At 38.3% G+C, this 24103-nt stretch carries 25 protein-coding genes and 1 other RNA gene; 19 read left to right on the forward strand and 7 right to left on the reverse strand.

The genetic code is table 11. From position 1 onward, the window contains the following. Nucleotides 1–28 precede the first annotated feature (28 nt). The 3 genes from tpiA to eno are packed head-to-tail and all read left to right on the forward strand — an operon-like array spanning nt 29 to nt 3622. The gene (tpiA, locus tag SPK86_RS06005; protein ID WP_330948858.1) at nt 29–787 is read left to right on the forward strand and encodes a triose-phosphate isomerase; all 759 of its coding nucleotides are present in this window, start codon (nt 29–31) and stop codon (nt 785–787) included. Continuing rightward, complete coding sequence (gene gpmI / locus SPK86_RS06010; RefSeq protein WP_330948859.1) at nt 784–2334, forward strand: 2,3-bisphosphoglycerate-independent phosphoglycerate mutase; 1551 nt, start codon at nt 784–786, stop codon at nt 2332–2334. The genes tpiA and gpmI overlap by 4 nt, the downstream gene beginning before the upstream one ends. A 1-nt stretch (nt 2335) precedes the next feature. Beyond that, on the forward strand, nt 2336–3622 hold the full coding sequence (eno, locus tag SPK86_RS06015; protein ID WP_284141122.1) for a phosphopyruvate hydratase: 1287 nt from the start codon (nt 2336–2338) through the stop codon (nt 3620–3622). A gap of 62 nt (nt 3623–3684) precedes the next feature. On the opposite strand, the gene SPK86_RS06020 is transcribed toward eno, so the two are convergent. Next, entirely contained in the window at nt 3685–5046 is a 1362-nt protein-coding gene (locus tag SPK86_RS06020; RefSeq protein ID WP_330948860.1) for an MATE family efflux transporter, read from the reverse strand. Between the two features lie 51 nt (nt 5047–5097). Further along, nucleotides 5098–5751 carry a helix-turn-helix transcriptional regulator gene (locus SPK86_RS06025; protein ID WP_330948861.1) on the reverse strand — a complete coding sequence of 218 codons (654 nt, stop codon included), beginning with the start codon at nt 5749–5751 and terminating at the stop codon, nt 5098–5100. A gap of 131 nt (nt 5752–5882) precedes the next feature. Between SPK86_RS06025 and SPK86_RS06030 the strand changes: the two genes are divergently transcribed. Then, nucleotides 5883–6467 carry a nitroreductase family protein gene (locus SPK86_RS06030; protein WP_330948862.1) on the forward strand — a complete coding sequence of 195 codons (585 nt, stop codon included), beginning with the start codon at nt 5883–5885 and terminating at the stop codon, nt 6465–6467. 48 nt (nt 6468–6515) lie between these two features. On the opposite strand, the gene ptsP is transcribed toward SPK86_RS06030, so the two are convergent. Both ptsP and SPK86_RS06040 read right to left on the reverse strand, forming a co-directional pair. Beyond that, nucleotides 6516–8228 carry a phosphoenolpyruvate--protein phosphotransferase gene (ptsP, locus tag SPK86_RS06035; protein ID WP_284141124.1) on the reverse strand — a complete coding sequence of 571 codons (1713 nt, stop codon included), beginning with the start codon at nt 8226–8228 and terminating at the stop codon, nt 6516–6518. 166 nt (nt 8229–8394) lie between these two features. Then, a complete protein-coding gene (locus tag SPK86_RS06040; RefSeq protein ID WP_330948863.1) occupies nt 8395–9309 on the reverse strand; it encodes an alpha/beta hydrolase in 915 nt (304 codons plus the stop codon). Between the two features lie 249 nt (nt 9310–9558). Between SPK86_RS06040 and secG the strand changes: the two genes are divergently transcribed. The 9 genes from secG (at nt 9559) to ssrA (ending at nt 18637) form a co-directional block, all read left to right on the forward strand. After that, nucleotides 9559–9789: a preprotein translocase subunit SecG gene (gene secG, locus SPK86_RS06045; RefSeq protein WP_284141126.1), complete on the forward strand. Its 231-nt coding sequence runs from the start codon at nt 9559–9561 to the stop codon at nt 9787–9789. Nucleotides 9790–9890: 101 nt separating this feature from the next. Further along, nucleotides 9891–10637, forward strand: a complete 747-nt coding sequence (locus tag SPK86_RS06050; RefSeq protein ID WP_284141127.1) for an alpha/beta hydrolase — start codon at nt 9891–9893, stop codon at nt 10635–10637. A gap of 49 nt (nt 10638–10686) precedes the next feature. Next, nucleotides 10687–12879 carry a ribonuclease R gene (gene rnr / locus SPK86_RS06055; RefSeq protein WP_284141128.1) on the forward strand — a complete coding sequence of 731 codons (2193 nt, stop codon included), beginning with the start codon at nt 10687–10689 and terminating at the stop codon, nt 12877–12879. Between the two features lie 302 nt (nt 12880–13181). Continuing rightward, nucleotides 13182–13925, forward strand: a complete 744-nt coding sequence (locus SPK86_RS06060; protein WP_284141129.1) for a metal ABC transporter ATP-binding protein — start codon at nt 13182–13184, stop codon at nt 13923–13925. After that, a complete protein-coding gene (locus SPK86_RS06065) occupies nt 13922–14779 on the forward strand; it encodes a metal ABC transporter permease (RefSeq protein ID WP_330948864.1) in 858 nt (285 codons plus the stop codon). Before SPK86_RS06060 ends, SPK86_RS06065 begins: the two co-directional genes overlap by 4 nt. A gap of 27 nt (nt 14780–14806) precedes the next feature. Then, nucleotides 14807–15742, forward strand: a complete 936-nt coding sequence (locus tag SPK86_RS06070; RefSeq protein ID WP_330948865.1) for a metal ABC transporter substrate-binding protein — start codon at nt 14807–14809, stop codon at nt 15740–15742. A gap of 135 nt (nt 15743–15877) precedes the next feature. Continuing rightward, nucleotides 15878–16345, forward strand: coding sequence for an SsrA-binding protein SmpB (gene smpB / locus SPK86_RS06075; RefSeq protein WP_284141132.1), 468 nt, complete (start codon nt 15878–15880; stop codon nt 16343–16345). A 122-nt stretch (nt 16346–16467) separates the two neighbouring features. After that, nucleotides 16468–18138: a M20/M25/M40 family metallo-hydrolase gene (locus SPK86_RS06080; protein ID WP_330948866.1), complete on the forward strand. Its 1671-nt coding sequence runs from the start codon at nt 16468–16470 to the stop codon at nt 18136–18138. 136 nt (nt 18139–18274) lie between these two features. Next, nucleotides 18275–18637: a transfer-messenger RNA gene (gene ssrA, locus SPK86_RS06085) on the forward strand. Nucleotides 18638–18702: 65 nt separating this feature from the next. On the opposite strand, the gene SPK86_RS06090 is transcribed toward ssrA, so the two are convergent. From SPK86_RS06090 to SPK86_RS06100, 3 genes are read right to left on the reverse strand one after another with little or no spacing between them, the layout of a single operon-like run. Further along, nucleotides 18703–19791: a site-specific integrase gene (locus SPK86_RS06090; protein ID WP_330948867.1), complete on the reverse strand. Its 1089-nt coding sequence runs from the start codon at nt 19789–19791 to the stop codon at nt 18703–18705. Between the two features lie 40 nt (nt 19792–19831). Next, nucleotides 19832–20302 (reverse strand): ImmA/IrrE family metallo-endopeptidase, encoded by a 471-nt coding sequence (locus SPK86_RS06095; RefSeq protein WP_330948868.1) that lies wholly within the window; start codon nt 20300–20302, stop codon nt 19832–19834. Between the two features lie 2 nt (nt 20303–20304). Then, nucleotides 20305–20628 (reverse strand): helix-turn-helix domain-containing protein, encoded by a 324-nt coding sequence (locus SPK86_RS06100; RefSeq protein WP_330948869.1) that lies wholly within the window; start codon nt 20626–20628, stop codon nt 20305–20307. Nucleotides 20629–20953: 325 nt separating this feature from the next. Between SPK86_RS06100 and SPK86_RS06105 the strand changes: the two genes are divergently transcribed. The 6 genes from SPK86_RS06105 (at nt 20954) to SPK86_RS06130 (ending at nt 23917) form a co-directional block, all read left to right on the forward strand. Continuing rightward, nucleotides 20954–21136 carry a helix-turn-helix transcriptional regulator gene (locus tag SPK86_RS06105; RefSeq protein WP_330948870.1) on the forward strand — a complete coding sequence of 61 codons (183 nt, stop codon included), beginning with the start codon at nt 20954–20956 and terminating at the stop codon, nt 21134–21136. 17 nt (nt 21137–21153) lie between these two features. After that, a complete protein-coding gene (locus tag SPK86_RS06110) occupies nt 21154–21342 on the forward strand; it encodes a helix-turn-helix transcriptional regulator (RefSeq protein ID WP_330948871.1) in 189 nt (62 codons plus the stop codon). Between the two features lie 6 nt (nt 21343–21348). Then, nucleotides 21349–21558, forward strand: a complete 210-nt coding sequence (locus SPK86_RS06115; protein WP_330948872.1) for a hypothetical protein — start codon at nt 21349–21351, stop codon at nt 21556–21558. 142 nt (nt 21559–21700) lie between these two features. After that, nucleotides 21701–21979, forward strand: coding sequence for a hypothetical protein (locus SPK86_RS06120; RefSeq protein WP_330948873.1), 279 nt, complete (start codon nt 21701–21703; stop codon nt 21977–21979). A 349-nt stretch (nt 21980–22328) separates the two neighbouring features. Further along, nucleotides 22329–22742: a hypothetical protein gene (locus tag SPK86_RS06125; protein ID WP_330948874.1), complete on the forward strand. Its 414-nt coding sequence runs from the start codon at nt 22329–22331 to the stop codon at nt 22740–22742. Next, nucleotides 22742–23917, forward strand: a complete 1176-nt coding sequence (locus SPK86_RS06130; RefSeq protein ID WP_330948875.1) for a DUF2800 domain-containing protein — start codon at nt 22742–22744, stop codon at nt 23915–23917. Before SPK86_RS06125 ends, SPK86_RS06130 begins: the two co-directional genes overlap by 1 nt. The last annotated feature ends 186 nt before the right edge of the window (nt 23918–24103 follow it).

Raw genomic sequence — 24103 nt, forward strand, 5'->3', positions numbered from 1 at the left:
GACAGAAATAAAACAGAGAGGTGATCATATGCGAAAAAAGGTTATTGCTGGTAACTGGAAAATGAATAAGGAAACGACGGATGTCGTGCAATTTGTGGAGGAAGCCGTTGCAAGCCTTCCAAATTCAGAAGCAGTGGAAGCAATTGTTTGTGCACCTTTTCCATACTTGACGTTGCTTGTCGAAAAAACAAAGGGAACAACATTAAAAGTGAGTGCGCAAAATATGCACTTTGCGGATGATGGAGCCTACACAGGAGAAGTTAGTCCTGTTATGTTAAAGGATATTGGCGTTACTCATGTAATTATTGGACATTCAGAGCGCCGTGAATATTTTGCAGAAACTGATGAGACCGTAAACAAAAAAATTCATGCCGCATTCAAGCATGGCTTGACACCAATTGTTTGTGTTGGTGAAACGCTAGCACAGCGTGAGGCAAATGAAACAAAAGCACATGTAGAAAAGCAAGTTGAACTTGCACTAGGTGGTCTTGATGAGAAGCAAGTTGCGGAAACAATTATTGCATATGAACCAATCTGGGCAATTGGAACAGGAAAGACTGCTTCCAGTGCGGATGCGAATGAGGTTTGTTCTCATATCCGTAAAGTCGTAGAAAAAGTAACCAATGCAGAAACAGCAGAGAAAGTCGTCATTCAATATGGTGGTAGTGTCAAGCCAGCAAATGTTGATGAATTGCTGTCCCAATCAGATATTGATGGTGCACTTGTTGGCGGAGCAAGCTTAGAAGCGGCTTCATTTGTCAAATTAGTGGAGGCTGGTGCAAAATGACGGAGTCAAAACTTGCTGCATTAATTATACTGGACGGATTCGCTATACGAGATGAAGTATCAGGAAATGCAGTAAAGCAAGCAAAAAAGCCAAACTTTGACCGCTATTGGAATACGTATCCACATAGTCAATTACAAGCAAGTGGGAATGCAGTTGGTCTTCCTGAAGGACAAATTGGTAATTCAGAAGTTGGTCATTTAAACATTGGTGCAGGTAGAGTGGTATATCAAAGTCTATCCAGAGTAAACCTATCGATTGAAAACGGAGAGTTCTTTGAAAAAGAAGCATTTCTGCAGGCGATGAGACATGCAAAGGAAAAACGGAAAGCCCTGCATCTATTTGGATTACTTTCCGATGGTGGCGTGCACAGCCATATAAACCATTTATTTGCCTTATTAAAGCTGGCGAAAAATGAAAATTTGGAAAAGGTATATATCCATGCATTTTTAGACGGACGCGATGTTGGTCCACAAACAGCTAAAAATTATATAGAGCAAACGGAAGCCAAAATTAAAGAATATGGTGTCGGAGAGATTGCGACAATTTCTGGACGTTATTATTCGATGGATCGTGATAAACGCTGGGATCGCGTAGAAAAGGCATATGATGCAATGGTTTATGGAGAGGGACCTCAATATAAAAATCCATTGGATGTTGTTGCGGATTCCTATAAAAACGGCGTATATGATGAATTCGTCCTTCCTTCTGTTATTCTAGATAAAGAAGGTAATCCAGTAGGAAAAGTTCAAGATGAAGACTCGATTATTTTTTATAACTTTAGACCTGACCGAGCGATTCAAATTTCGAGAACATTTACCGATGCAGATTTTCGCGATTTTGATCGTGGCGAGCATCCACCTAAAAATCTTGATTTTGTCATGCTGACGAATTTTAGCGAAACCGTTGATGGCTATGTTGCTTATGAACCAGTTAATCTGGACAATACAATTGGAGAAGTTCTGTCACAACATCATTTAAAGCAATTACGTATTGCAGAGACAGAAAAGTATCCACATGTTACGTTCTTTATGAGTGGTGGTCGAGAAGCCGAATTTCCTGGTGAAAAGCGCATATTAATCAACTCACCGAAAGTAGCAACGTATGATTTAAAGCCAGAGATGAGTGCATATGAAGTAACGGATGCATTATTGAAGGAATTAGATGCAAAAGCACACAATGCGATTATATTAAATTTTGCCAATCCAGATATGGTTGGACATTCAGGTATGCTAGAACCGACAATTAAAGCGATAGAAGCGGTTGATGAATGTCTTGGTAAAATTGTAGATAAGATTTTGGAGCTAGGTGGCCATGCGATTATTACTGCAGATCATGGGAATTCCGATGAAGTATTAACATTAGACGGAAAACCGATGACAGCACATACAACGAACCCAGTTCCTGTGATTGTAACAAAAGAGGCTATTGAACTGCGCGATGGCGGAAAGCTAGCAGACTTAGCACCGACCTTATTGGATTTACTGCATGTTGATAAACCAGAAGAAATGACTGGCACAAGCTTAATCAAACAAAAAGGAGAGAATTAATATGCCTTATATTACAGATGTTTACGCACGTGAAGTTTTAGATTCAAGAGGAAACCCAACAGTTGAAGTAGAAGTTTTTACAGAATCTGGCGCTTTTGGCGCAGCATTAGTTCCAAGTGGTGCATCCACTGGGGAATATGAAGCAGTAGAGCTTCGTGACGGAGATAAAGCACGCTACAATGGAAAAGGTGTGCTTAAAGCAGTACAAAATGTAAACGAGGTTATTGCACCTGAGCTATTAGGCATTGATGTTACACGCCAAAACATCATTGATCAAATTATGCTTGAGCTAGATGGCACAGAAAATAAAGGAAAGCTTGGTGCAAATGCGATATTAGGTGTTTCCATGGCGGTCGCACATGCAGCAGCAAGCTATCTCGAGATCCCACTTTACAATTATCTTGGTGGATTCAATGCAAAAACATTGCCAACACCAATGATGAATATCGTAAATGGTGGAGAGCATGCGGATAATAATGTGGATATTCAGGAATTCATGATTATGCCAGTTGCTGCACCTACATTCCAAGAAGCATTACGTACAGGAACAGAAATTTTCCATTCCTTAAAAAATGTACTGAAAAATAAAGGCTACAATACTGCTGTTGGAGATGAAGGTGGATTTGCGCCAAACCTTGGCTCAAATGAAGAAGCGCTTCAAACGATTGTTGAAGCAATCGAAGCAGCAGGCTATAAGCCAGGAGAAGAAGTAAAACTAGCTATGGACGTTGCTTCCTCTGAAATGTACGAAGATGGTAAATACCATCTAAAAGGAGAGGGCGTTGTTCGTACTTCTGAGGAAATGGTTACTTGGTATGAAGAAATGGTGAACAAGTATCCGATAATTTCCATTGAAGATGGATTAGATGAGAATGACTGGGAAGGACATAAGCTACTAACTGAACGTCTTGGCGATCGTGTACAGCTCGTAGGGGATGATTTATTCGTTACGAATACGAAGCGTCTTGCCCAAGGAATCGAGCAAGGAGTTAGTAACTCTATTTTAGTAAAAGTAAACCAAATTGGTACACTGACTGAAACATTTGAAGCAATTGAAATGGCAAAACGTGCAGGTTATACGGCTGTTATTTCTCACCGTTCTGGTGAAACAGAAGATGCAACCATTGCTGATATTGCTGTTGCTACAAACGCAGGTCAAATTAAAACAGGAGCACCGTCACGTACAGACCGTGTAGCGAAATACAACCAATTACTTCGTATTGAAGACGAATTAGCTGGTATGGGCGAATATGCTGGTCTAAGTGCTTTTTATAACTTGAAAAAATAGTAAGTGTGTATGCAACAACACCTCCAAATCGTAGAAGATTTGGAGGTGTTTTTTATAGGCAGTTATTGAATTGATCTTCGCTTTTTCTGATGAATAATGATCGCAATTATGAGTGTTAAAAGATCGGCTAATGGAATTGCAAAGAAAATTGTAAATGCTGGTTCTACCCCTAAACTAGACTGTTTCTCGAATACAAGTGGTAAGAGGATGACAAGCGGTATTACTGTAATAACTTGCCGCATGACGCCAAGCAGGACGGCATACATTTCCCCACCTGTAACTTGTAATACCGTCATAATGGTATACGTAATTCCAAGCAGTGGAAAGGTAATGAAAATAACCTTTGTAATCGCTAATGTAGCCGTAATAATTGCAGGATCGAGAGTGAATAAACGGAGAATCGATTCTCCAAAAGCAAAGACGACAAGCATACTTCCAATTCCATATATAAAACAGAACTTAATGGTTTTCTTTACCGTAATATGTTGTTTCTCCCTCTCCTTTTTTCCATTAAAGAAGGCAATAATTGTTTGAATTGCTTGCGTTATTCCAATGATCGGCATCAGCATGAGCATATATAGTTTGTTTGCAATATTCCAATTGGCAACATAGTTGTTTCCGCCGATGTTAATAAGCTGGTGGTTTACAATAAATGCAGTGATCCCTGCCAATAATTGAATGATGGTTTGGGCGAGTCCTAATTTAAACAATTGATAAGCGATGGAAAGATTTGATTTTAATGATAGTGGTTGCAGCGGAAACCAGCGCTTCATTTTTATGAGATACATTACGGACAATACCGCACAAACAATTTCGCTAATTAGTGTTCCAAGTGCAATGCCTGTAATGCCTAATTGTAAGCCAAACGTTAACAGCGCGTTGAGCACAATGTTGCTAACGACTGAAAGCGAAATAATAATTGCTTCCACATTTGGTTTTCCAAACGCTCGAATCGAACTTGTTAATGTATAACCGATAGAACTAAAAATATTGGAAATAAGAATAATCATTAAGTAATCATATGCTAGTGAATAGACAGCTCCTTTTGCACCTAAGAATAGGAGAATTGGATCGATGAATAACCAGATAAGGAAGGACGTACTAGCACTTAATACGACCGTCATGAGAAATCCGGTTTGAAAATAGTTGTTTAATGTTGTTGTTTTGTTTTCGCCTAAGAAGGTCGAAATCATAATCGATGTAGAAAAAGCGTACAGTGTTTGCAATGCTATAAATCCGGCTAGTAATGGAGCGATAAGTCCCATTGCGGTTAATGCGTCCGCACTTTGTTCTCCTAAATGTCCAGCAAAGGATGTATCAACAATCGATGTCATTGTTTCAATAATTAAAGACGCGATCGCTGGTAATGAAAATGTGAAAATAAGACGATTGATCGAATAGCGATCATAAATAAGTTCATTCATGTCTATCCCTCCAAAAGAAAGCATAGCATTCAAAACAAGACACAGTATGTCTTATTTGAATGCTATTGTTTTATTTTCTTTATAAGGGATGAAATTTCTTTCAAAAGGAAGATTTGTGACAACAGCATTTTCTATTTCATCCGTCTTAATCAGTTCATATGTTGTTGAAAATGCATAAAGATAAAGTCCATCAGGGCGAAGTACATAGCTGATTGGTGCAATGGTCTTTTGCTTTCCAAGATGGTCGATTTGTAAATAGTATTCTTCGTCTAAGCAGGCATTAATTTTTGCATACCGTTCTTCCTTCATGTTTATTTTGTCGAATGGCATGTCCACGACAAAATATTCATTTGCATCATTTTCGAGCAAATAGATTAAATCAGGAGAAAGCAGTACGAGCTTTTTTAATACGCTTTCTTTATGCTTTTTGGCAGATATACTATCATACAGCGATAAGGCGAAGATGATGCTTTGAAGATCAGCATCACTTAATAAACTTCTCGATAATTTATACTGCTCATCAATGTAGATGCCACCTTGGTTTCCTTGTTTACACGTTACAGGGATACCCATGATTGAAAGCTGATCGATATCGCGTTGAATGGTTTTGACGCTTACTTCAAATTGATTGGCAAGCTCTCGATGAGTTGATTTTTTAACTTTTAGTAAGTAAAGTAAAATTTCTAATTGGCGATTTCTAATCATAGATATCCCTCTTTCTTTTCATGAACAGGTAATAGGCAAATGTAGTTGGATTTTAACTCTAAATATAAACATAGTATACTAAAAAATAAAGTATATAAATGCGATGACTTAAAATGAAACATAGGGTGGAGATGTCAGTGGATATTTTGGATGTGATTCGTAATAGAAGATCGATTAATTCCTTTAAAGGAGAGGAAGTAGAACAGGAGGTGCTTGAAGCGATTTTTGAGCATGCATCTTGGGCACCGACCCACTATATGAAAGAGGCATGGAATATTAAGGTGTATCAGGGAGCTGGAAAAGAGAGGCTAGTAGACGAGATCCTAGAAAGCTACCAACGGATTGGTATGATTCCGCAAAATAAAGAAATGAAAACAATGAAAATGATGCAGTCAATGCGCCAATTTTTAACACACATCCCACACCATGCATTAATCTATTTTCATAAAGAGGAAGATCCGATTCGTTATGAGGAGGAGTATGCTTCCATTTGCGCCTTTATTCAAAATGCGCAGCTTGCTGCATGGGCTTATGGAGTCGGAATGCTATGGACGATTACACCGTATATGCATGACCCTGAATTTCCGGCTAGTCTTGGGTTGCAGGATGAAACGATTAAAATAGCGGCAGTGCTGCAAATTGGCTATCCGGAAAAGACGCCAATAAGTAAAGGCCGAACTCCCATTCAGCATAAGCTGGACTTTATTGTGAAATAAAAGCGCCTGCTAGCGGAAATATCCGTTGCAGACGCTTTTTTAATGCTTCTATTCGGTCTTTTCTTTAATAAATTCAATTACTTCCTCTGCTGTTCCCATGGAGAGTAGCTTGTCCTTATAGGAAGCAAGCTTTTCTTTTGAAAGTGTACGGAACTGTGTACGTGCTGGAAGAATGGATGTTGCGCTCATACTGAATTCATCTAAACCTAAAGCAAGTAGTAATGGAATAGCAAGTGGGTCCCCAGCCATTTCGCCACACATTCCAGCCCATTTACCTTCACTGTGGGCTGCTTCAATGACGTTGTTTACTAAGTTTAAAATAGCAGGGTGATATGGCTGATACAAGTAAGAAACGCGCTCATTCATTCGATCTGCTGCCATTGTGTACTGGATCAGATCGTTTGTTCCGATACTGAAAAAGTCAACCTCTTTGGCGAATTGCTTTGCAAGTACTGCAGTAGCTGGAATTTCAACCATAATCCCAACTTCAATTGAATCGGAAACGGCAATTCCTTCTTTTAGAAGATTTTCTTTTTCATCCAATAAAATCGCTTTTGCTTGGCGAAATTCCTCAAGGGTTGCGATCATCGGGAACATAATCTTTAGATTTCCATAAACACTTGCTCGTAACAACGCTCGTAGCTGTGGACGAAATACGTCTTCATTCTCTAAACAAAAACGGATTGCCCGAAATCCTAAAAATGGATTTAACTCTTTTGGTAAGCTTAAATAGCTTAATTCTTTATCGCCACCGACATCAAGTGTGCGGACGACAACAGGCTTGTCCCCCATTTGCTCAAGAACAGATTTATAAGCTTTAAACTGTTCTTCTTCGCTTGGAAGCTCGCTTTTTCCCATATATAAAAACTCTGTGCGGTAAAGCCCGACACCTTCACCACCATTATTAATTACACCGGCAACATCTTCAGGTGTCCCGATATTACCAACAAGCTCTACTTGTTCCCCATCTTTTGTAAATGTCGGTTCATCCTTTAGTTTTTCCCATTCTTTTTTCTGATTTGCAAATGCTTCTTGTTTTTTGCGATAGGTTTGTAGCTCGTTCTCACTTGGGTTAATAAGGACGAAGCCTTCAATTCCATCGACAATAATGGTATCTCCATGTGTGATTTTTGATGTAATATCTTTTGTTCCTACTACTGCTGGTATTTCTAAGGATCTAGCCATAATAGCGGAATGAGAGGTTCTGCCTCCGATATCTGTTGCAAAGCCTTTTACAAACTGTCGATTTAACTGTGCTGTATCAGAAGGAGTTAAATCATGGGCAATCACGATAACCTCCTCATCGATTAAGGCTGGATCAGGAAACTTAACGCCAAGTAAATGTGCCATCACTCTTTTGGTTACGTCAGATATGTCGGCTGCACGTTCACGCATATATTCATTATCCATGTTTTTAAACATGTCAATAAACATGTTGGCGATTTCTTCTAGTGCTGCTTCTGCCGTTTTATTTTCATTGTTAATTTTATCTTTCATTGGATTGACTAGCTCTGGATCACTAAGCACAAGCAGGTGTGCAGAAAATATTTCTGCGTGCTCGTCACCTAGTACTTCTTTTGTATGAGCTTTAATCTTTTCAAGCTCTTCCTTTGAAACTGCTAGTGCATTATCCAATCGTTTTAATTCTAATTCTGGGTCCTCGCTTTTTACTTTCTCATACGATAAATCTGGTGTAATGAGCTGATACGCTTTTGCAATTGCAATGCCTGATGAAGCTGCAATTCCTTCCATAGAGTTCATTTGTTGTCCACCTTTCTGTCTTCAGTTGAATAAGAAATTAGTATTACGAAAGCTTGCTACCGATACCAGGTGTCCCTGTTCGTATACTTTCTATTTTAAGCTTTTTCTGATCATAGTTCAAAGATTGTTGGTCACTTGGACTACAATGTTATCATTTTCGACACACCTATTCCAAAATATGTGAAATCCAGCCGCTTATTGCTTGATAAACTTCCTTTTTATTTAACTCATTTAGTAACTCATGTCTACCATTTTCGTATAACATCGTTGTAACTTTTTCTAGTCCTGCTTCTTCGTAAAGCTGTGCGGTTTTCCACACGCCTTTTCCATAGCTTCCGACTGGATCAGCATCTCCACTTATGAGAAGCATAGGTAAGTCCTTTCTGATTGACCCATTGGCTTGTTTTTGATGAATATCCTGTAAGCCTGACATTAGGTCGTAAAAAAAACGTGCTGTAGGAACAAAACCGGTTAATGGATCCTCGATATATGCTTTTACAGCTTCTTTATCCTGTGTTAACCAATCAAATTTCGTAATTTTACCTTTGATGCGGTTGTTGTTCGAGCCAAAAGCGAGTTGGTTCATAAGTTTTGATTTTTTTGTTGGGGGAAGAATGCTTGCCATTTGTTTTCCTACCATTGTAAGTGATGTTGGATAATAGCCTGTTCCAGCTAAAATAACGCCTTTAATGGCATGGCTATGCGTTTGAATATACTTACGTGCTAGAAAAGAGCCCATGCTATGACCTAATAAAAAGAGCGGTATATTCGGATAGGTTGATTTAATATCCGTTGTAATGGTAAATAAGTCTGAAGCAGTCTTGGTAAAACCATCCTCAGCCGCAAAATAACCAAGAATTCCTTGTTTTTGACCAGTTTTTCCATGTCCGCGATGGTCATTTCCAAAAACAAAAATACGTTCGTTTAGTAAAAAATTAGCAAATTCATCATAGCGTTCAATGTGTTCTACCATTCCGTGTGAGAGCTGAACAATTGCCTTTGGTTGTTCCTGTGGATTTGTCCAGCTTACAACATGGACGTCTACGCCATCTTTCATGGAGAGCCAATATGATTTTTTCATGGTTAACCGATCCCCTTTTTAATGAGTTTCTCGCTCTATGGTTTCATTCAACATAAGCTGATGAAATCAAGTTAAGATTCAACTCCAGTATAAATCCAACAACGAGAAACATCCATTTATAAATAAGACTTGCTATACAAATAAAGATTATGCTAAAGTAAAGATTAGATATATACGTGACAAGCTTCGAGGTGTTATTCGGAATTCGAGCTTAAAGTATGTGGTTATTTTAGTGGGGGTGTTTGAATAATGGCTACTGTAATTAATGCGTTATTAGTCATTGATGTAATCATTTTAATTGTTCTAGTATTGTTACAAAGTGGTAAAAGTGAAGGTCTTTCAGGAGCAATCTCGGGTGGTGCAGAGCAGCTATTCGGTAAGCAAAAGGCCCGTGGAATAGACTTAGTGTTACACCGTGGAACGGTTATTACAGGAACGTTATTCTTTATATTGGCATTTGTTGGTGCATATGTAATATAATAGAGACAACCCTTATCATAGTTAATGATGAGGGTTTTTCTTTTGAATAAAAATCGATTAATAGAATAAATGATCTAGATTAAAAGTGAAGGTGAACAATCATGAAAATAAAACAACCCCAACCTTTTACATTCAAAGCAGGTCCGCGCGCAGTATTACTTCTCCATGGATTTACAGGCCATTCAGCAGATGTAAGAATGCTAGGACGATTTTTAGAAAAAAAAGGCTACACAACTCATGCGCCAATTTATCGCGGGCATGGACTTCCACCAGAAGAATTAATTAAAGCTAATCCTGATGAATGGTGGGAGGATGTGTTAACGGCGTATCGTTTTTTGCAAGATGAAGGGCATAATGAAATAGCAGTAGCCGGCTTATCATTAGGTGGTGTATTAGGATTAAAGCTTGCTTATTCCGAGCAGGTGAAAGCAGTTATTCCAATGTGTGCACCGATGTTTTTTGATAATGAAGCACAATTAACAGCAGGGTTTAAACTTTTTGCTAAAGAATACAAGCAGCTAGAGGGTAAAGAGGAAGAAACGATTAAAACCGAGGTAGAAGCATTACTTTCAGATTCAGCGAATATGTTTAAAGCGCTTGGAGCATTTATTCAAACGGTACAAAAGCAAGTAGATACAATCTATACGCCGACATTCGTCGTTCAAGCTCAAAAAGACGAAATGATTAATCCGGAAAGTGCAAACTATATTTATGACCATGTCGAAACAGATACAAAGCAAATAACCTGGTATGAAGAATCAGGACATGTGATTACATTAGATAAAGAAAAAGACAAGCTTCATGAGGATATTTTTCAGTTTTTAGAATCGCTAAATTGGGAAGAATAAAAAAGAATAGATGGATACCGATGATATAAATAGAAAGAAGGTGTAATGGATGACAGAACAAATGAAAGAAACGATACGCAATTATTTTAAAGAAAATGGAACAAAACCACTTGCCGTTAATGAACTAGAAGAAGAGCTTCAGTTAGAGGATGCAGTTCAATTTAAAGCATTAGTAAAGGCTTTAAATGAATTGGAATTAGCAGGTGAACTCGTGCGAACGAGAAAAAACCGGTTTGGCTTGCCGCAAAAAATGAACCTTATCCGAGGACGTATTCAGATGCATGCGAAAGGGTTTGCTTTTTTAATACCGGATGAAGAAGGGCAATCTGATATTTATATTCATCATTCGGACTTAGCATCTGCAATGAATAATGATAAGGTCCTTGTTCGGATTGAAAAGAAGGATGAAAAAGATAGCAGACCAGAAGGAACAGTTATCCGCATTTTAGAGCGTGCAGTAACCGAGGTTGTCGGTACATATGAGGATAATCGCTCTTTTGGCTTTGTTATTGCAGATGATAAACGTATCCCAAATGATATTTTCATCCCAAAAGGAAATGTAAATGGCGCTGTCGGTGGACATAAGGTCATTGCTAGAATTACGAAATATCCTGAGGGGCGGATGAGTGCAGAAGGAGAAATCGTACAAATTCTTGGTCATAAAAATGATCCAGGAATAGATATTCTTTCAATTATTTATAAGCATGGCATTCAAATTGATTTTCCGAATGAAGTGTTACAGCAGGCCTCAGAAACACCAGAAACAATCTCAGAAGCTGATATGGAAGATCGACGTGATTTACGTGACCAAACGATCGTCACGATTGATGGTGCAGATGCGAAGGATTTAGATGATGCGGTAACAGTTCAACAGCTTGAAAATGGCAACTATAAGCTTGGGGTTCACATTGCTGATGTAAGCTATTATGTAAAAGCGGGAAGTCCGCTTGATAAAGAGGCATTTGAGCGTGGGACAAGCGTCTATCTTGTTGATCGGGTCATACCGATGATTCCTCATCGACTATCGAATGGAATTTGTTCGTTAAACCCACAAGTAGATCGATTGACCTTAAGCTGTGAAATGGAAATTGATCCGAGTGGAAAAGTAGTGCATCATGAAATTTTTCAAAGCGTTATAAAAACAACAGAGAGAATGACCTACCAAGATGTAAATAAAATTTTAGTTGATCAAGATCAAGCACTTCGAGACAAATACGATAGGCTTGTACCAATGTTTGAGCGGATGGAGAAATTAGCTGCTATCTTAAGAGGAAAGCGAATGGGTCGAGGAGCAATTGATTTTGATTTCAAAGAAGCAAAGGTCCTCGTTGATGATGAAGGAAAAGCGATTGATGTGGTGTTACGAGAGCGCTCAGTTGCCGAAAAACTAATAGAAGAATTCATGCTGGCCGCCAATGAAACGGTAGCAGAGCATTTTCATTGGATGGATGTTCCTTTTATACATCGTATCCATGAAGACCCTGATCAAGGCAAGCTGGGGCATTTCTTTGAATTTTTAGCGGGACTTGGTTATATCGTGAAAGGGACTGCTAATGACATTCATCCACAAGCATTACAGAAAGTATTGGAGGAAGCAAAGGGAACACGAGAGGAAATGATTTTGTCAAAGCTCATGCTACGGTCGATGAAGCAGGCAAAATATGATCCGCAAAGTGTCGGGCATTTTGGACTTGCTACTGAATTTTATACCCATTTTACTTCACCGATTCGTCGTTATCCGGATTTGATTGTCCATCGGTTAATTCGAACGTATTTAATTGAAAATAACCTTCAGGGCAAGACAATCAAAGCTTGGAAGGATACGCTACCAGAAATTGCTCGCCATACCTCTGAAAGAGAAAGACGAGCTGTTGATGCAGAGCGAGATACAGATGATTTGAAAAAAGCGGAATATATGGAAGATAAAATTGGTGAAATCTTCTCAGGGGTTATTAGCTCCGTAACAAGCTTTGGATTATTTGTAGAACTTGAAAATACAGTTGAGGGATTAGTTCATGTAAGTTATTTAACCGATGACTATTACCACTTTGATGAGCGTAGCTATGCTTTAATTGGTGAGCGAACAGGAAAGGTGTATCGGATTGGCGAGCCAGTCGATGTAAGAGTAATTAGTGTGAATAAAGAAGAGCATATCGTTGATTTTGAACTTGTAACTGCCTCAGCAAAGAATGGGAACGGAAAAAAACTGAAAGCAAAAAAAGAAAAAAAGAAATCAAAATAAAAAGGAAACCGAGTTTATTGCGATAGCAATGAACTTCGGTTTTTTTTATGGTGCAAGAAACGTAAAAAACAAAAGTTGCATTAGGGAAAATTAATTGTTGACAGGTAATTATTTGACCGTTATACTACTTATTAAGTAAAGGGAAAGATATACGCCTAATTTAAATGTAGTTGGTACATTTTTATAGGTGAATGATTATATTTTTATAAAAGCTATTTTTTTAATTTAAAAGTTGCATTAAGGAAACTATTATAGGTTAAGTAAATAATATATGTAATATTAGGCAGGAAGGTGACAATAGAATGGAAAAAGCGTTATCTGTCAAGGACCTACACGTTTCGTATTATGGAAAAGAAGTTGTTCGAAACATTTCGTTTTCCTTTGATACTGGAAAATTAATTGGTGTTATCGGTCCAAATGGAGCTGGTAAATCCACATTAATGAAGGCCATGCTCGGATTAATACCAAAGGATAAAGGAACGGTAATCATTAATGGAAGACCGTTAAAAGAAGTACGGAAACAAATTGCCTATGTTCCACAACGGAATAATTTAGATTGGGATTTCCCGATTAATGTATTAGATACGGTGCTGTTAGGTACGTATCCAAAGCTTGGATTTTTTCACAGACCGAAAAAGGAACATAAGCAATGGGCAATGGAATGCCTTCAGCGAGTAGGTATGGAAGCATATAGTAAAAAGCAAATTGGTGAATTATCAGGTGGGCAGCAGCAACGGGTCTTTCTTGCTAGAGCCCTCGCGCAAAAAGCGGATATGTTTTTTCTCGATGAACCATTTGTTGGAATTGATATTGGCAGTGAAGAAACGATTGTCCGGATTTTAAAGGAAATTAGAGATCAAGGAAAAACAATACTCGTTGTTCACCACGATTTAAGCAAAGCAAGAGAATACTTTCAGGAATTAATTTTGCTTAATCAGGAATTGATTGAATTTGGGAAGGTCGAGGATGTGCTTCAACCAGAGCAAATTGCTAAAGCATACCAGGGGCAGCTTTCCTTTCTAAAAGAATTGGCGGTGAAACCATGATGTTTTTAGAAGCGTTAATGCAGTATGAATATTTACAAAAAGCGTTATTGACGTCGATTATGGTCGGTATTATAAGCGGTGTCATCGGAAGCTTTATTGTTCTACGAGGGCTAGCGTTAATGGGAGATGCGATTTCTCATGCGGTTTTACCTGGTGTTGCTGTATCATATTTTCTCGGAATTAACTTTTTCTTCGGAGCAGTAGTAACTGGTGTGCTCACTGCGGTTGGTATTGGTTATATTAGTCAAAACAGTCGGATAAAGAATGATTCTTCAATTGGTATTATGTTTACGGCAGCATTTGCCTTAGGGATTATATTAATTACGCTCTTAAAGAGTAGTACAGATCTTTACCATATTTTATTTGGGAATGTGCTTGCTGTTCGACCATCAGATATGTGGATGACGATGATCATTGGAGTAATTGTGTTGATTAGTGTATTTGCTTTTTATAAGGAGCTATTAATCACTTCTTTTGATCCAACGATGGCACAGGCTTACGGGTTACCAAATAAATTGATCCATTATTTCTTGATGACGTTGTTGACGATGGTAACGGTAGCTTCATTACAAACAGTAGGGATAATTCTTGTTGTAGCAATGCTGATTACGCCAGCTGCGACCGCATATTTATTAACGAACCGTTTATCAAGCATGATATTTTTAGCTGCGTGCTTTGGTAGCTTGTCGAGTGTGTTAGGACTTTATATTAGCTTTCGCGCGAATCTTGCTTCAGGTGCAACGATTGTTCTAGTAGCAACAACGTTATTTTTGCTAACGTTAATCTTTTCACCAAAGCAAGGTGTGCTATGGAGAGCGATTCGTACCCGTCAAAAGCGTACGACTTATTCTTAAAACAAATGATTGTGGAGGACTATAAATATGAAAAAATGGTTACTTGGTTTTATAGCTATTGGTTTGTTCGTTGCTGCGGGCTGTTCCAACGATAGCAAAGAAGGCACGAGTACGGAGGATGGGAAGCTGCAAGTTGTTACAACGTATTCTATCGTCTACGATATCGTTTCAAACATTGCTGGAGAACACGCGAATGTAAAAAGTCTTGTACCGATTGGGCAAGACCCTCATTCCTATGAGCCATTACCAGCAGACGTTCAAGCTACTACGGATGCTGACCTTGTATTTTATAATGGATTGAATTTAGAAACCGGAAATTCGTGGTTTCAGAAAATGATCGAAACGGCTGGTAAGGATGGAAAAGATGCGCCGGTATTCCGAATTAGTGAAGGCGTGACACCTCAATACCTAACCTCTGGTGGTCATGAGGGAGAAGAAGACCCACATGCATGGCTAGATGTACAAAACGGAATAACGTATGCAGAGAATGCGAGGGATGCGCTCATTCAAGTAGATCCTGATCATAAAGCAGACTATGAAAAAAATGCTGCCGAATATATAAAGAAACTAGAGGAGCTCGACGCGAAAATTAAAAAGGAAGTTGCCGCATTACCTGAAGAAAAACGAATTCTTGTAACAAGTGAAGGCGCCTTTAAGTATTTTTCAGCGGCATACGGCTTTCATGCCGCCTATATTTGGGAAATAAATGCACATAACGAAGGTACACCAGAGCAAATAAAGACGATTGTCGACTTAATCCATGAAAAGAAAGTACCTGCGCTGTTTGTGGAAACAAGTGTAGATCCACGTAGCATGGAGACGGTATCCAATGAAACAGGTGTTGAGATTGCTGGAAAGATTTTTACCGATTCGATTGGAAAGTCTGGTGAGGACGGAGATACGTATATTAAAATGATTGAATGGAATTTAGATATGATAACGGATGGACTTGGGGGAAAATAAGTAATTTACGAGTCGAAGTCTCCTCTAATAAAAGTGAGGGTGACTTCGACTTTGCATTTATCATGGAATATGGGTTGGCTTTCTCCTGATTATTTGCTAAAATTATGGCACGCATGAAGTTGGAGGAATACGTTTATGCCTAAAGGACTTGGAAAAGTAATTGCACAAAATAAAAAAGCATCACATGACTATTTTATTGAAGATACATATGAGGCTGGCATTGTGTTGCAAGGAACCGAGATTAAATCCATTCGAGCAGGAAGGATCAATTTAAAAGATGCCCACGCTCGAATAAATCATCGTGGTGAAGTACAGCTCATTAACATGCACATTGCGCCTTATGAACAAGGAAACCGATTTAATCATGATCCAACACGGACTCGTAAGCTTTTATTACATCGCAAGGAAATTGATCGGTTAATTGGTTTAACACAGCAGCAAGGATATGCACTCGTGCCACTAAAGGTTTATATAAAAAATGGATTTGCTAAAGTTTTAATTGGCCTTGGAAAAGGAAAGAAGAAATACGATAAACGTGAGGATTTAAAACAAAAACAAATGAAACGAGATATCGACAGAGCGATTAAGGATCGCATGCAATAATATTCGTAAAAATGATTTCGTTTAGGTTCGATAGACACACATCAGGGAATACACCATCAGCAGACTTTATCATGCTGATGGTTTTTGTTTACATGTAATAAGCGTAAAGGGAGGAAGACGGTATGGATGAGAAGCACGAGTGGTTTGATTGTCGCGAGGAGTTATTAGCTTTAACGAAACAGCTTGTTCGCATTAACAGTATTGTGAATACAGAAGGGGAAAAAGTAATTGCACATTCGATATTCACGTACTTATCTGCTTTACCTTATTATACCGAGAATCCAACACACCTTACGATTGAACAAACAATTGGCGATGAATTAGAACGATACAATGTTCTAGCTTTTGTAAAAGGAACAAAAGGAACAAGTAATCGAACCGTTGTTTTAATGGGGCACATGGATACAGTTGGTGTCGATGATTTTAATCAGCAACAGGACTTCGCTTTTGATCCAGATGCTTGGATGGAGTTTTTACGCAAAGAAGAGCTATCCGGGTCAGTGAAAGACCAGTTAGAATCAGGTGATTGGCTTTTTGGAAGAGGCGTGCTAGACATGAAGAGTGGCATTGCCAGTAACTTATACTTACTATCCCACTACGCAACCCACCCAGAGCAATTAGATGGCAATATCGTATTTTTAGCAGAATGTGATGAAGAGGATAGCTCGAATGGTATTCTGTCTTCTTTAAAAACGTTAAAGCATTGGCGTGAGGACCATGACTTTGACTATGTAGCAGCAATTAACAGTGATTTTGTTGCACCTGCGTTTGAAGGAGACGAAAATCGCTATGTATACAAAGGAACGGTAGGTAAGCTCCTTCCGTCATTTTTTATAACTGGCGATGAAACACATGTAGGCTCCTGCTTTGATGGGCTTGATCCGAATTTTATTGCTTCTGAGCTAACGCGACAAATTAATTATAATCCTGATTTATGTGATGTTAGCTTAGGAGAACGGACAGTTCCACCTGTATCCTTAAAGCAAACCGATTTAAAGCCAACCTATACGGTGCAAACCGCATTATCTGCTTTCGTTTATTATAATTTTTTTGTCCATTCTTGGACACCAGAAAAAGTATTAGCTTTACTAAAAGATCAGGCAGAGATAGCCTTTCAAAATGCACTGGAATTATTTCAAGCACGTTATGAGCAATATTGTTCGGCAAATGGGCAGGTGTGTCGTCCACTACCGTGGAAGCCGCGAGTCTTTACGTATGAAGAGATGGATACAATGCTCGTTTCGAAATACGGAGAATCGTATAGCACGCATATGGAGCAGTTTAAACAAGATTTATTATATGATGAGACATTGGATATACGCATGTTTGCTGCGCGCGTAATTGAAGAAGCTTGGCGTTGGATGGAGGATAAAAGTCCGGCTATTTTTGTTTTTTATTCTTCCTTGTACTCACCAAGAGTTGCGTTAACAGGAAAGGATAAAGCAGAGACGAATTTGATACAAGCACTCGATCAAGCGGTTTCGGATATGCAAGACCATTATCGTTTTCCGATTAAAATGCGTAATTTTTTTCCGCATATTTCAGATATGAGCTTTATCGCCATGAGTGATGCGATGGAGGATATTGCTTGGACAACAAAAAATAATCCTGCCTGGGGTACAAAGCTATATGCGAATTATGAAGATATCCAGGATTTAAATATTCCAGTCATTAATGTTGGTCCATATGGAATGGATGGCCATAAAAAGCTGGAGCGGATGGAAATGACGTATTCACTTGAAATTGTTCCTAATTTAACGAATCGTGTTATTCAATATGTATTGCAGAAATAAAGCGCTCTACTTTTAGTTGTCGTCTCCATTATGTACCAGCCGTGTGGTTGGTTGATTTCATCGACTAATATGTTATAATAGGAGAAGTCAGAAGGAAAGTAAAGCTGATATATCCTTCGACGTACTCCTATTATATGGGGACGTTACGGATTCGACAGGGGTAGATCGAGCTTTGGTTGCGCGTCGAGGTTACGGCTCGTAAAACGTTAATCGCCTAAATATAACTGGCAAAGAACGTAATCTTTCTTTAGCAGCTGCGTAAGCACTAGCTAAAGGATCCTTCCTGCGCTCGCCCGTGGTGCAGATTGAAGGGTCTCAACTAGAGCGGGCTACACCACCATTCGCCGTCTGAGGATGTTGGTTGAAATGAATCAGACTAGCTGCATGAAAGCCTGTTGATAGGCCGACATGATAGTGAAAGATAATATATCAACTACACGCGTAGATGCCTTAGTGGCGATATCTCTGGACGTGGGTTCGATTCCCACCGTCTCCACCAATACATAGTTAAGTGTTGGTGTGTAAGTATTTGTAATTTCGTGATACGATTTGTGATACTGTAAATCACTTATAGTCACTTATTTTGATTACATCTGCAGGCTTAAAATCATCTTCCATTTTTGCAATTGCTTCTTCTTCAGCATTGGGATATAGATGACTATAAATGTCATAAGTAGTTGACGTATTTGCATGTCCTAGACGTTTGCTTACAATTTGAATGTCATTACCTTGGCTGATTAAATAAGATGCGTGAGAGTGTCTAAAATCGTGTATTCTGATGCGTTTTACTTTTGCTTGGCCAACATAATAATTATAGAAACGATCTATGGTGGTTTCCGGTACATGATCATAAAATTCACCGAATACTACATAGTCTTTTTTATTTTTAGACTGGAGCTTCAGCTCGCCTAATAAATTTATGGTGTGTTGAGGCATTTTAATTTTTCGAACAGATGATTCATTTTTAGGTGATGTAACTCTTCTGTGGTAAACTGTTTTCTCGATATTAATGATGTTATTGTTAAAGTCGATGTCTTTCCAAGTTAAAGCTAGTGCTTCTCCTTTTCTTAATCCTCCGTAAAACAAGACCATAAATAACGATTGATACATTAAATCATCTACTACTTGGATGAATTTTTTAAACTCATGAATAGTCCAGAAATCCATTTTCTTCTTTTCTTTCACATCAATATTTCCAACCTCTCTTGCAACATTAATACTTAAATATTCAAGGCTGATAGCATAATTTAAAATAGCAGATAATACGGTGTGAACTTTTTTTGCACTTGCTGCAGATAAAACATCTAATAGATCATCGTGAAACCGAACGATGTCCCTTTTTAGAATGTCTTTTATTCTTTTATGTTCGAAGCGTGGTTTCAAATGTATGCGCACCACACTTTCTATTTTTGTGTAAGAAGATTTTTTTCTTCTTTTCTCATACCAATTTAGATACATATCTGCGATTTTTCCGAATGTGATATTTTCTTCATCTTCCACATCAAAATGAAATAGAAATTCTATTTCTGCATTTCTTGCTTCTTTTCTAGATTTAAAACCTCGTTTCATATATCGCTTTGTTTCTCCATTGGGTAAATCTACATACACGCTATAATAATAGGTGCCGCGCTTTTTATCCTTGTAAATGGTCATACTTTCTCCTCCTTAATAAGAATGTATGTTCTGTTTTTGGTTAAAAATTTTTATCGAACCACTCAATTACTCCGAGCGGTTCAAAACAAATGGTGTACCCTTGAAAGTCAACCGCCTTACCGTATTTGTCTTTATATCTATCTAAAGCAAAATCGAGAAACGTTTCGGTTATACCTAAGAATTCTGCAAGCTCAAATCTGTTTCTAATATGTTCTTTATGGGCTTGTACAATTTTTGCTAATGGAACAATACGTTCATACGCCCAAGATCGAGCTCGTTGCTCTTGTTTGCGATTACTTAACTTTGATTGATCCAGTATATCTCCTACTGTTGTGTGATAATGGCCAAGTTCTTCAGCGAGTACGCAGTATTTTTCTTTAGTTGTAGAAAGGTTTTTATTGATCCATATGACATTATCACAATAAAGGCCTTTAATATGCCCAGTTAAAGGTCTTTCATTAACATCAATCCCTTGAGAAGTAGCGTCTTTCAGAAGCCTTTCAAAATGCATAATTAATCCCCCTGCTGTTTTCTCTTTAGCTTTACAAATTCTTTAAATCGTTTTATTTCCTCCAGTTCTTCTTCAGTCCATTCTTCTCCATCATGGTGAGCTGCTATCGTATCTGTATCTTCTAGATACTTTTTATCGGTACGGCCAAGAAGATAATCAACAGATACATTAAAGTAGTCAGCTACTTTTTTAAGGCTAGCTCCATTGGGAGTTTTTTTCTTCCAATTGTAAAGAGAATTTCTTCCAAAACCTAACTTTTCCTCTAATTCAACAAAAGAAATTTTCTGTTCATCACAAAGTTTTTTCAACCTATCAAACGTCGTCATATCAACCATCCTAGCTACTTATAAACAATCTTATTTAATCTATTTACTAAAAACAGTTGACAATTAGTAAAAAGATTAATATACTGTGTTCATAAGCTATTTAGTTAGCTAAAAGACAATAAAAAATACGACCTATCTAGATACAATTATTGCGTTGGGGAACGGATAAAATGTATTCATTACAGGCTTTTATAAGTCTTATTTAGCTATGTCTGTATTCTATATTAAAGACTAAAATATGTCAATTGATTTTAGTAAATTAGCTAACTTCATAGCTTATTTTTCCAAATGATAGGAGATTATACCAAAAGAAAGGAGAATTCCTATGCCAAACGATTTAGGAGCACAGGTGAGATCAGAGCTTTTTAAGAGAAAAATGAAGCAAAAAGATTTGGCTAAAATGCTTGGTGTTTCTGGACCTTATTTATCAGACATCATAAACGGAAGAAAAGATGGTCCTAAAGCTCAAGGGCACATCGAACATATCAAAAAAATATTAAGCATTTGAGCAAGGAGGGGATGCACATGAATCATCAACTTTATGCTGCACGCCGAGAAAGTCGAATGAAACAGAAGGATGTAGCTAAAAAGCTACATATTCATCCACAGTCTTATCACTTAAAAGAAAGTGGAAAGCGTGAATTTACGATTAGCGAAGGAAAAAAGTTAGCAATAATTTTTAATACCTCATTAGATAATCTATTTGGGAGGTGAGTCAAATTGACTCATGAAGAGCTGCAAGGTTTTGAAGTTCGCTTTAATGATATCAAAAAAGCACCGGAGCAGATTCGCGACAAAAGGTTAGTCATCCTGATGGAGGATATGGAGTGTGCTTATAATATTCCGCTAGTTAGAAATGAAGTGTACGAGCATAACAATCCTGAAGTGATGAATCTATACAGGAAGGTTAGTATGGCGAGAAGCTTTTGAGAGGTGATGTAAATGCATTGGGAATGTCGATATTGCGACAATGTTTTTCCTCCAGTTTCAGTAGGTGGCGATAAAGTTTGTAGTTCTTGTGGAGCAGAATGGGAAGATTGCAAAATTCTAATCGAAGATGAGGAGAATTAAATTGACCAACTTATCAATGTTTAAAAAGTCTGATCAAGATGAAGCTAGGAAACTATTAGATGCTTATGACTACAACATGAAAAATGCAATTAATCACGTATTACAAGGTAACTTTGATAAGGCATCTGTGTATCACCAAAACATGGCACATACCTTAGATCAACTTCAGCAGTTAAAAAACTCAAAAAAAATGGAAGATGAAGCTTGGCTACTACTTAAACAACTACAAGGAGAGCAACAACAAAAAGAGTTTTTGCATCGGATACGAGGTAAATTATGACACTGGATAGAGTGTATCAGATGTTGTTTGTAGCTGTGTTAGTGTTTCTATATTTGGTGTTAGTAAACGCTTGAAAGGGGGTGATGAACATGTGTGGACATGAAAACCACGAAATTATTGAAATCTGCGGAACTGATGAAGCCATAGCAATTTGCCATGATTGCGGAATAGAACTTTAAGGGGGCGAATCAAATTGTACGACAGAGAATCATTCATTATGAATCTATCTTTACCACTGTTATTAGGTTTAGTCCTAGCTTTAATTATGTAAAAAGACCCACTGCTGCAACAGTGAGTCAGATGTATAACACGTTGTAATTATCATATCACGAAAGGATGAATTTAGAAAATGGAAATCAAAGTTAACATAAATGCTCCGGGATTAGAGGGGGCAATTCATACACTTGCACAAGTTTTAGCAAATTACCAATTACCAGTTAATACTAATGGTTCGGAGGTTTCGACTACTACAGATCAACAGGCGCCAATGCAGCAGGCACCAAGCGCAGTACCTACAGGGCAACCTATTCAACAGCCAACGCAACAACCGCAGGTTCAACCTCAACAGGGGGTTCCTACTAGCGCGACAACATATACAATGGACCAATTGGCTGTTGCGGCAACACAGCTGATGGATGCAGGTAAACAACAAGATTTAATGTCTTTACTTGGCCAATTTAATGTACAAGCCTTAACTGCATTGCCACAAGAACAGTATGGGGCGTTTGCTACAAAACTTAGGGAGATGGGAGCGAAAATTTAATGCCAAAGGAGATTAAGCATAGTGATCGTGCTCATGCACTTCTTTCGGCTAGCGGAGCCAATAGGTGGCTCGCTTGCACACCGTCAGCAAGGTTAGAGGAGCAGTTTGAAGATAAAGGTTCAACTTATGCTGCAGAAGGAACTCTTGCTCATGAGATTGCCGAATTGAAGCTTCGAAAATATTACACAGAACCTATGGCGCAAAGCACGTTCACTAGACGCCTGAACAAAATGAAAAAGCATGAATTGTATCAGGATGAAATGTTAAAGCATACGGACACTTATCTAGATTATTTGAAAGAAATTACGCTTGGAATGGGTTTAACTCCTTATGTAGCTGTTGAAAAACGACTAGATCTTAGCAGATATGTTCCAGAAAGTTTTGGAACAGTGGACTGCCTAATTATTGGGGGTGATACGTTATACGTTACGGACTTTAAATACGGTAAAGGTGTTGCTGTGAGTGCAGAGGATAATCCGCAGATGAAACTTTATGCCTTAGGTGCTTACTCGGAGTACAGTTTCTTGTACCCAATTAAAACTATCAAACTAGCAATCATTCAACCAAGGCTTGATAATATTTCGGAATTTGATTTATCTGCAGAAGAGTTGACTGCCTGGGGCGAAGAAATTAAGCCTATTGCTCAAAAAGCATTCAGTGGTGAAGGTGACTTCGTTCCAGGAGAACACTGTAAGTTCTGTAAGGCGAAAGCCGTATGTCGAGCGAGAGCAGAACAGTTTACCGCATTAGATGATTTTAAAAATTTAAAGCCACCCCTTATTACAAATGAAGAGGTAGGAGAGTTTTTGGGAAAGGGGCAGCATATCGAATCATGGATTAAAGCTTTAAAGGATTATGCGCTTTCTGAAAGCTTGAAGGGTAATGAAATAAAGGGATGGAAAGCCGTAGAAGGTAGAGGGAGCAGAAACTATGTAGACCTTGATAAAGCCTTCGCACATCTAAAGGAAAACGGCATTGATGAAGCTGTACTGTATGATCGTGTTCCATTGACTGTTCCAAAGCTAGAAAAGGAACTTGGAAAAAAGCAGTACCGTGAACTGTTAGAAGAATCGAAGCTGGTTGAAAAGACTCCAGGAAAACCTACACTTGCACCTGCCGGCGATAAACGTAAAGCAGTTACAAATGCAGTAGATCCTGCAGAGGATTTTAAGTAGAAATGCCTCGAGACCATTATTGGACTATATTCAGTTCCGTATCTAAACAAGATGTGTTCGGAATTCGAGAATATTCTAAGCGAAAAGCATGGCAATCACTTCATAATAAAATTGGAAAAGACGCTTATAGATGGCGTTTTGAAGTAAGGAAAAGAAAAATATCAACTAAAAACCATCAAAGGAGAA

The sequence above is a fragment of the Virgibacillus sp. MG-45 genome (assembly GCF_036409425.1).
Lineage (GTDB): Bacteria > Bacillota > Bacilli > Bacillales > Amphibacillaceae > LDC-1.

What these genes read in the sequence shown, in the direction of transcription:
- SPK86_RS06065 (WP_330948864.1), top strand. Translation starts at nt 13,922, where the DNA reads ATGATGTTTTTAGAAGCGTTAATGCAGTATGAATATTTACAAAAAGCG.
- gpmI (WP_330948859.1), top strand. Translation starts at nt 784, where the DNA reads ATGACGGAGTCAAAACTTGCTGCATTAATTATACTGGACGGATTCGCT.
- SPK86_RS06110 (WP_330948871.1), top strand. Translation starts at nt 21,154, where the DNA reads ATGAATCATCAACTTTATGCTGCACGCCGAGAAAGTCGAATGAAACAG.
- eno (WP_284141122.1), top strand. Translation starts at nt 2,336, where the DNA reads ATGCCTTATATTACAGATGTTTACGCACGTGAAGTTTTAGATTCAAGA.
- ptsP (WP_284141124.1), bottom strand. Translation starts at nt 8,228, where the DNA reads ATGAACTCTATGGAAGGAATTGCAGCTTCATCAGGCATTGCAATTGCA.
- SPK86_RS06105 (WP_330948870.1), top strand. Translation starts at nt 20,954, where the DNA reads ATGCCAAACGATTTAGGAGCACAGGTGAGATCAGAGCTTTTTAAGAGA.
- SPK86_RS06090 (WP_330948867.1), bottom strand. Translation starts at nt 19,791, where the DNA reads ATGACCATTTACAAGGATAAAAAGCGCGGCACCTATTATTATAGCGTG.
- smpB (WP_284141132.1), top strand. Translation starts at nt 15,878, where the DNA reads ATGCCTAAAGGACTTGGAAAAGTAATTGCACAAAATAAAAAAGCATCA.
- SPK86_RS06070 (WP_330948865.1), top strand. Translation starts at nt 14,807, where the DNA reads ATGAAAAAATGGTTACTTGGTTTTATAGCTATTGGTTTGTTCGTTGCT.
- SPK86_RS06050 (WP_284141127.1), top strand. Translation starts at nt 9,891, where the DNA reads ATGAAAATAAAACAACCCCAACCTTTTACATTCAAAGCAGGTCCGCGC.
- SPK86_RS06125 (WP_330948874.1), top strand. Translation starts at nt 22,329, where the DNA reads ATGGAAATCAAAGTTAACATAAATGCTCCGGGATTAGAGGGGGCAATT.
- SPK86_RS06030 (WP_330948862.1), top strand. Translation starts at nt 5,883, where the DNA reads ATGTCAGTGGATATTTTGGATGTGATTCGTAATAGAAGATCGATTAAT.
- SPK86_RS06025 (WP_330948861.1), bottom strand. Translation starts at nt 5,751, where the DNA reads ATGATTAGAAATCGCCAATTAGAAATTTTACTTTACTTACTAAAAGTT.
- SPK86_RS06095 (WP_330948868.1), bottom strand. Translation starts at nt 20,302, where the DNA reads ATGCATTTTGAAAGGCTTCTGAAAGACGCTACTTCTCAAGGGATTGAT.
- SPK86_RS06100 (WP_330948869.1), bottom strand. Translation starts at nt 20,628, where the DNA reads ATGACGACGTTTGATAGGTTGAAAAAACTTTGTGATGAACAGAAAATT.
- SPK86_RS06020 (WP_330948860.1), bottom strand. Translation starts at nt 5,046, where the DNA reads ATGAATGAACTTATTTATGATCGCTATTCGATCAATCGTCTTATTTTC.
- SPK86_RS06130 (WP_330948875.1), top strand. Translation starts at nt 22,742, where the DNA reads ATGCCAAAGGAGATTAAGCATAGTGATCGTGCTCATGCACTTCTTTCG.
- SPK86_RS06040 (WP_330948863.1), bottom strand. Translation starts at nt 9,309, where the DNA reads ATGAAAAAATCATATTGGCTCTCCATGAAAGATGGCGTAGACGTCCAT.
- rnr (WP_284141128.1), top strand. Translation starts at nt 10,687, where the DNA reads ATGACAGAACAAATGAAAGAAACGATACGCAATTATTTTAAAGAAAAT.
- SPK86_RS06080 (WP_330948866.1), top strand. Translation starts at nt 16,468, where the DNA reads ATGGATGAGAAGCACGAGTGGTTTGATTGTCGCGAGGAGTTATTAGCT.
- secG (WP_284141126.1), top strand. Translation starts at nt 9,559, where the DNA reads ATGGCTACTGTAATTAATGCGTTATTAGTCATTGATGTAATCATTTTA.
- tpiA (WP_330948858.1), top strand. Translation starts at nt 29, where the DNA reads ATGCGAAAAAAGGTTATTGCTGGTAACTGGAAAATGAATAAGGAAACG.
- SPK86_RS06060 (WP_284141129.1), top strand. Translation starts at nt 13,182, where the DNA reads ATGGAAAAAGCGTTATCTGTCAAGGACCTACACGTTTCGTATTATGGA.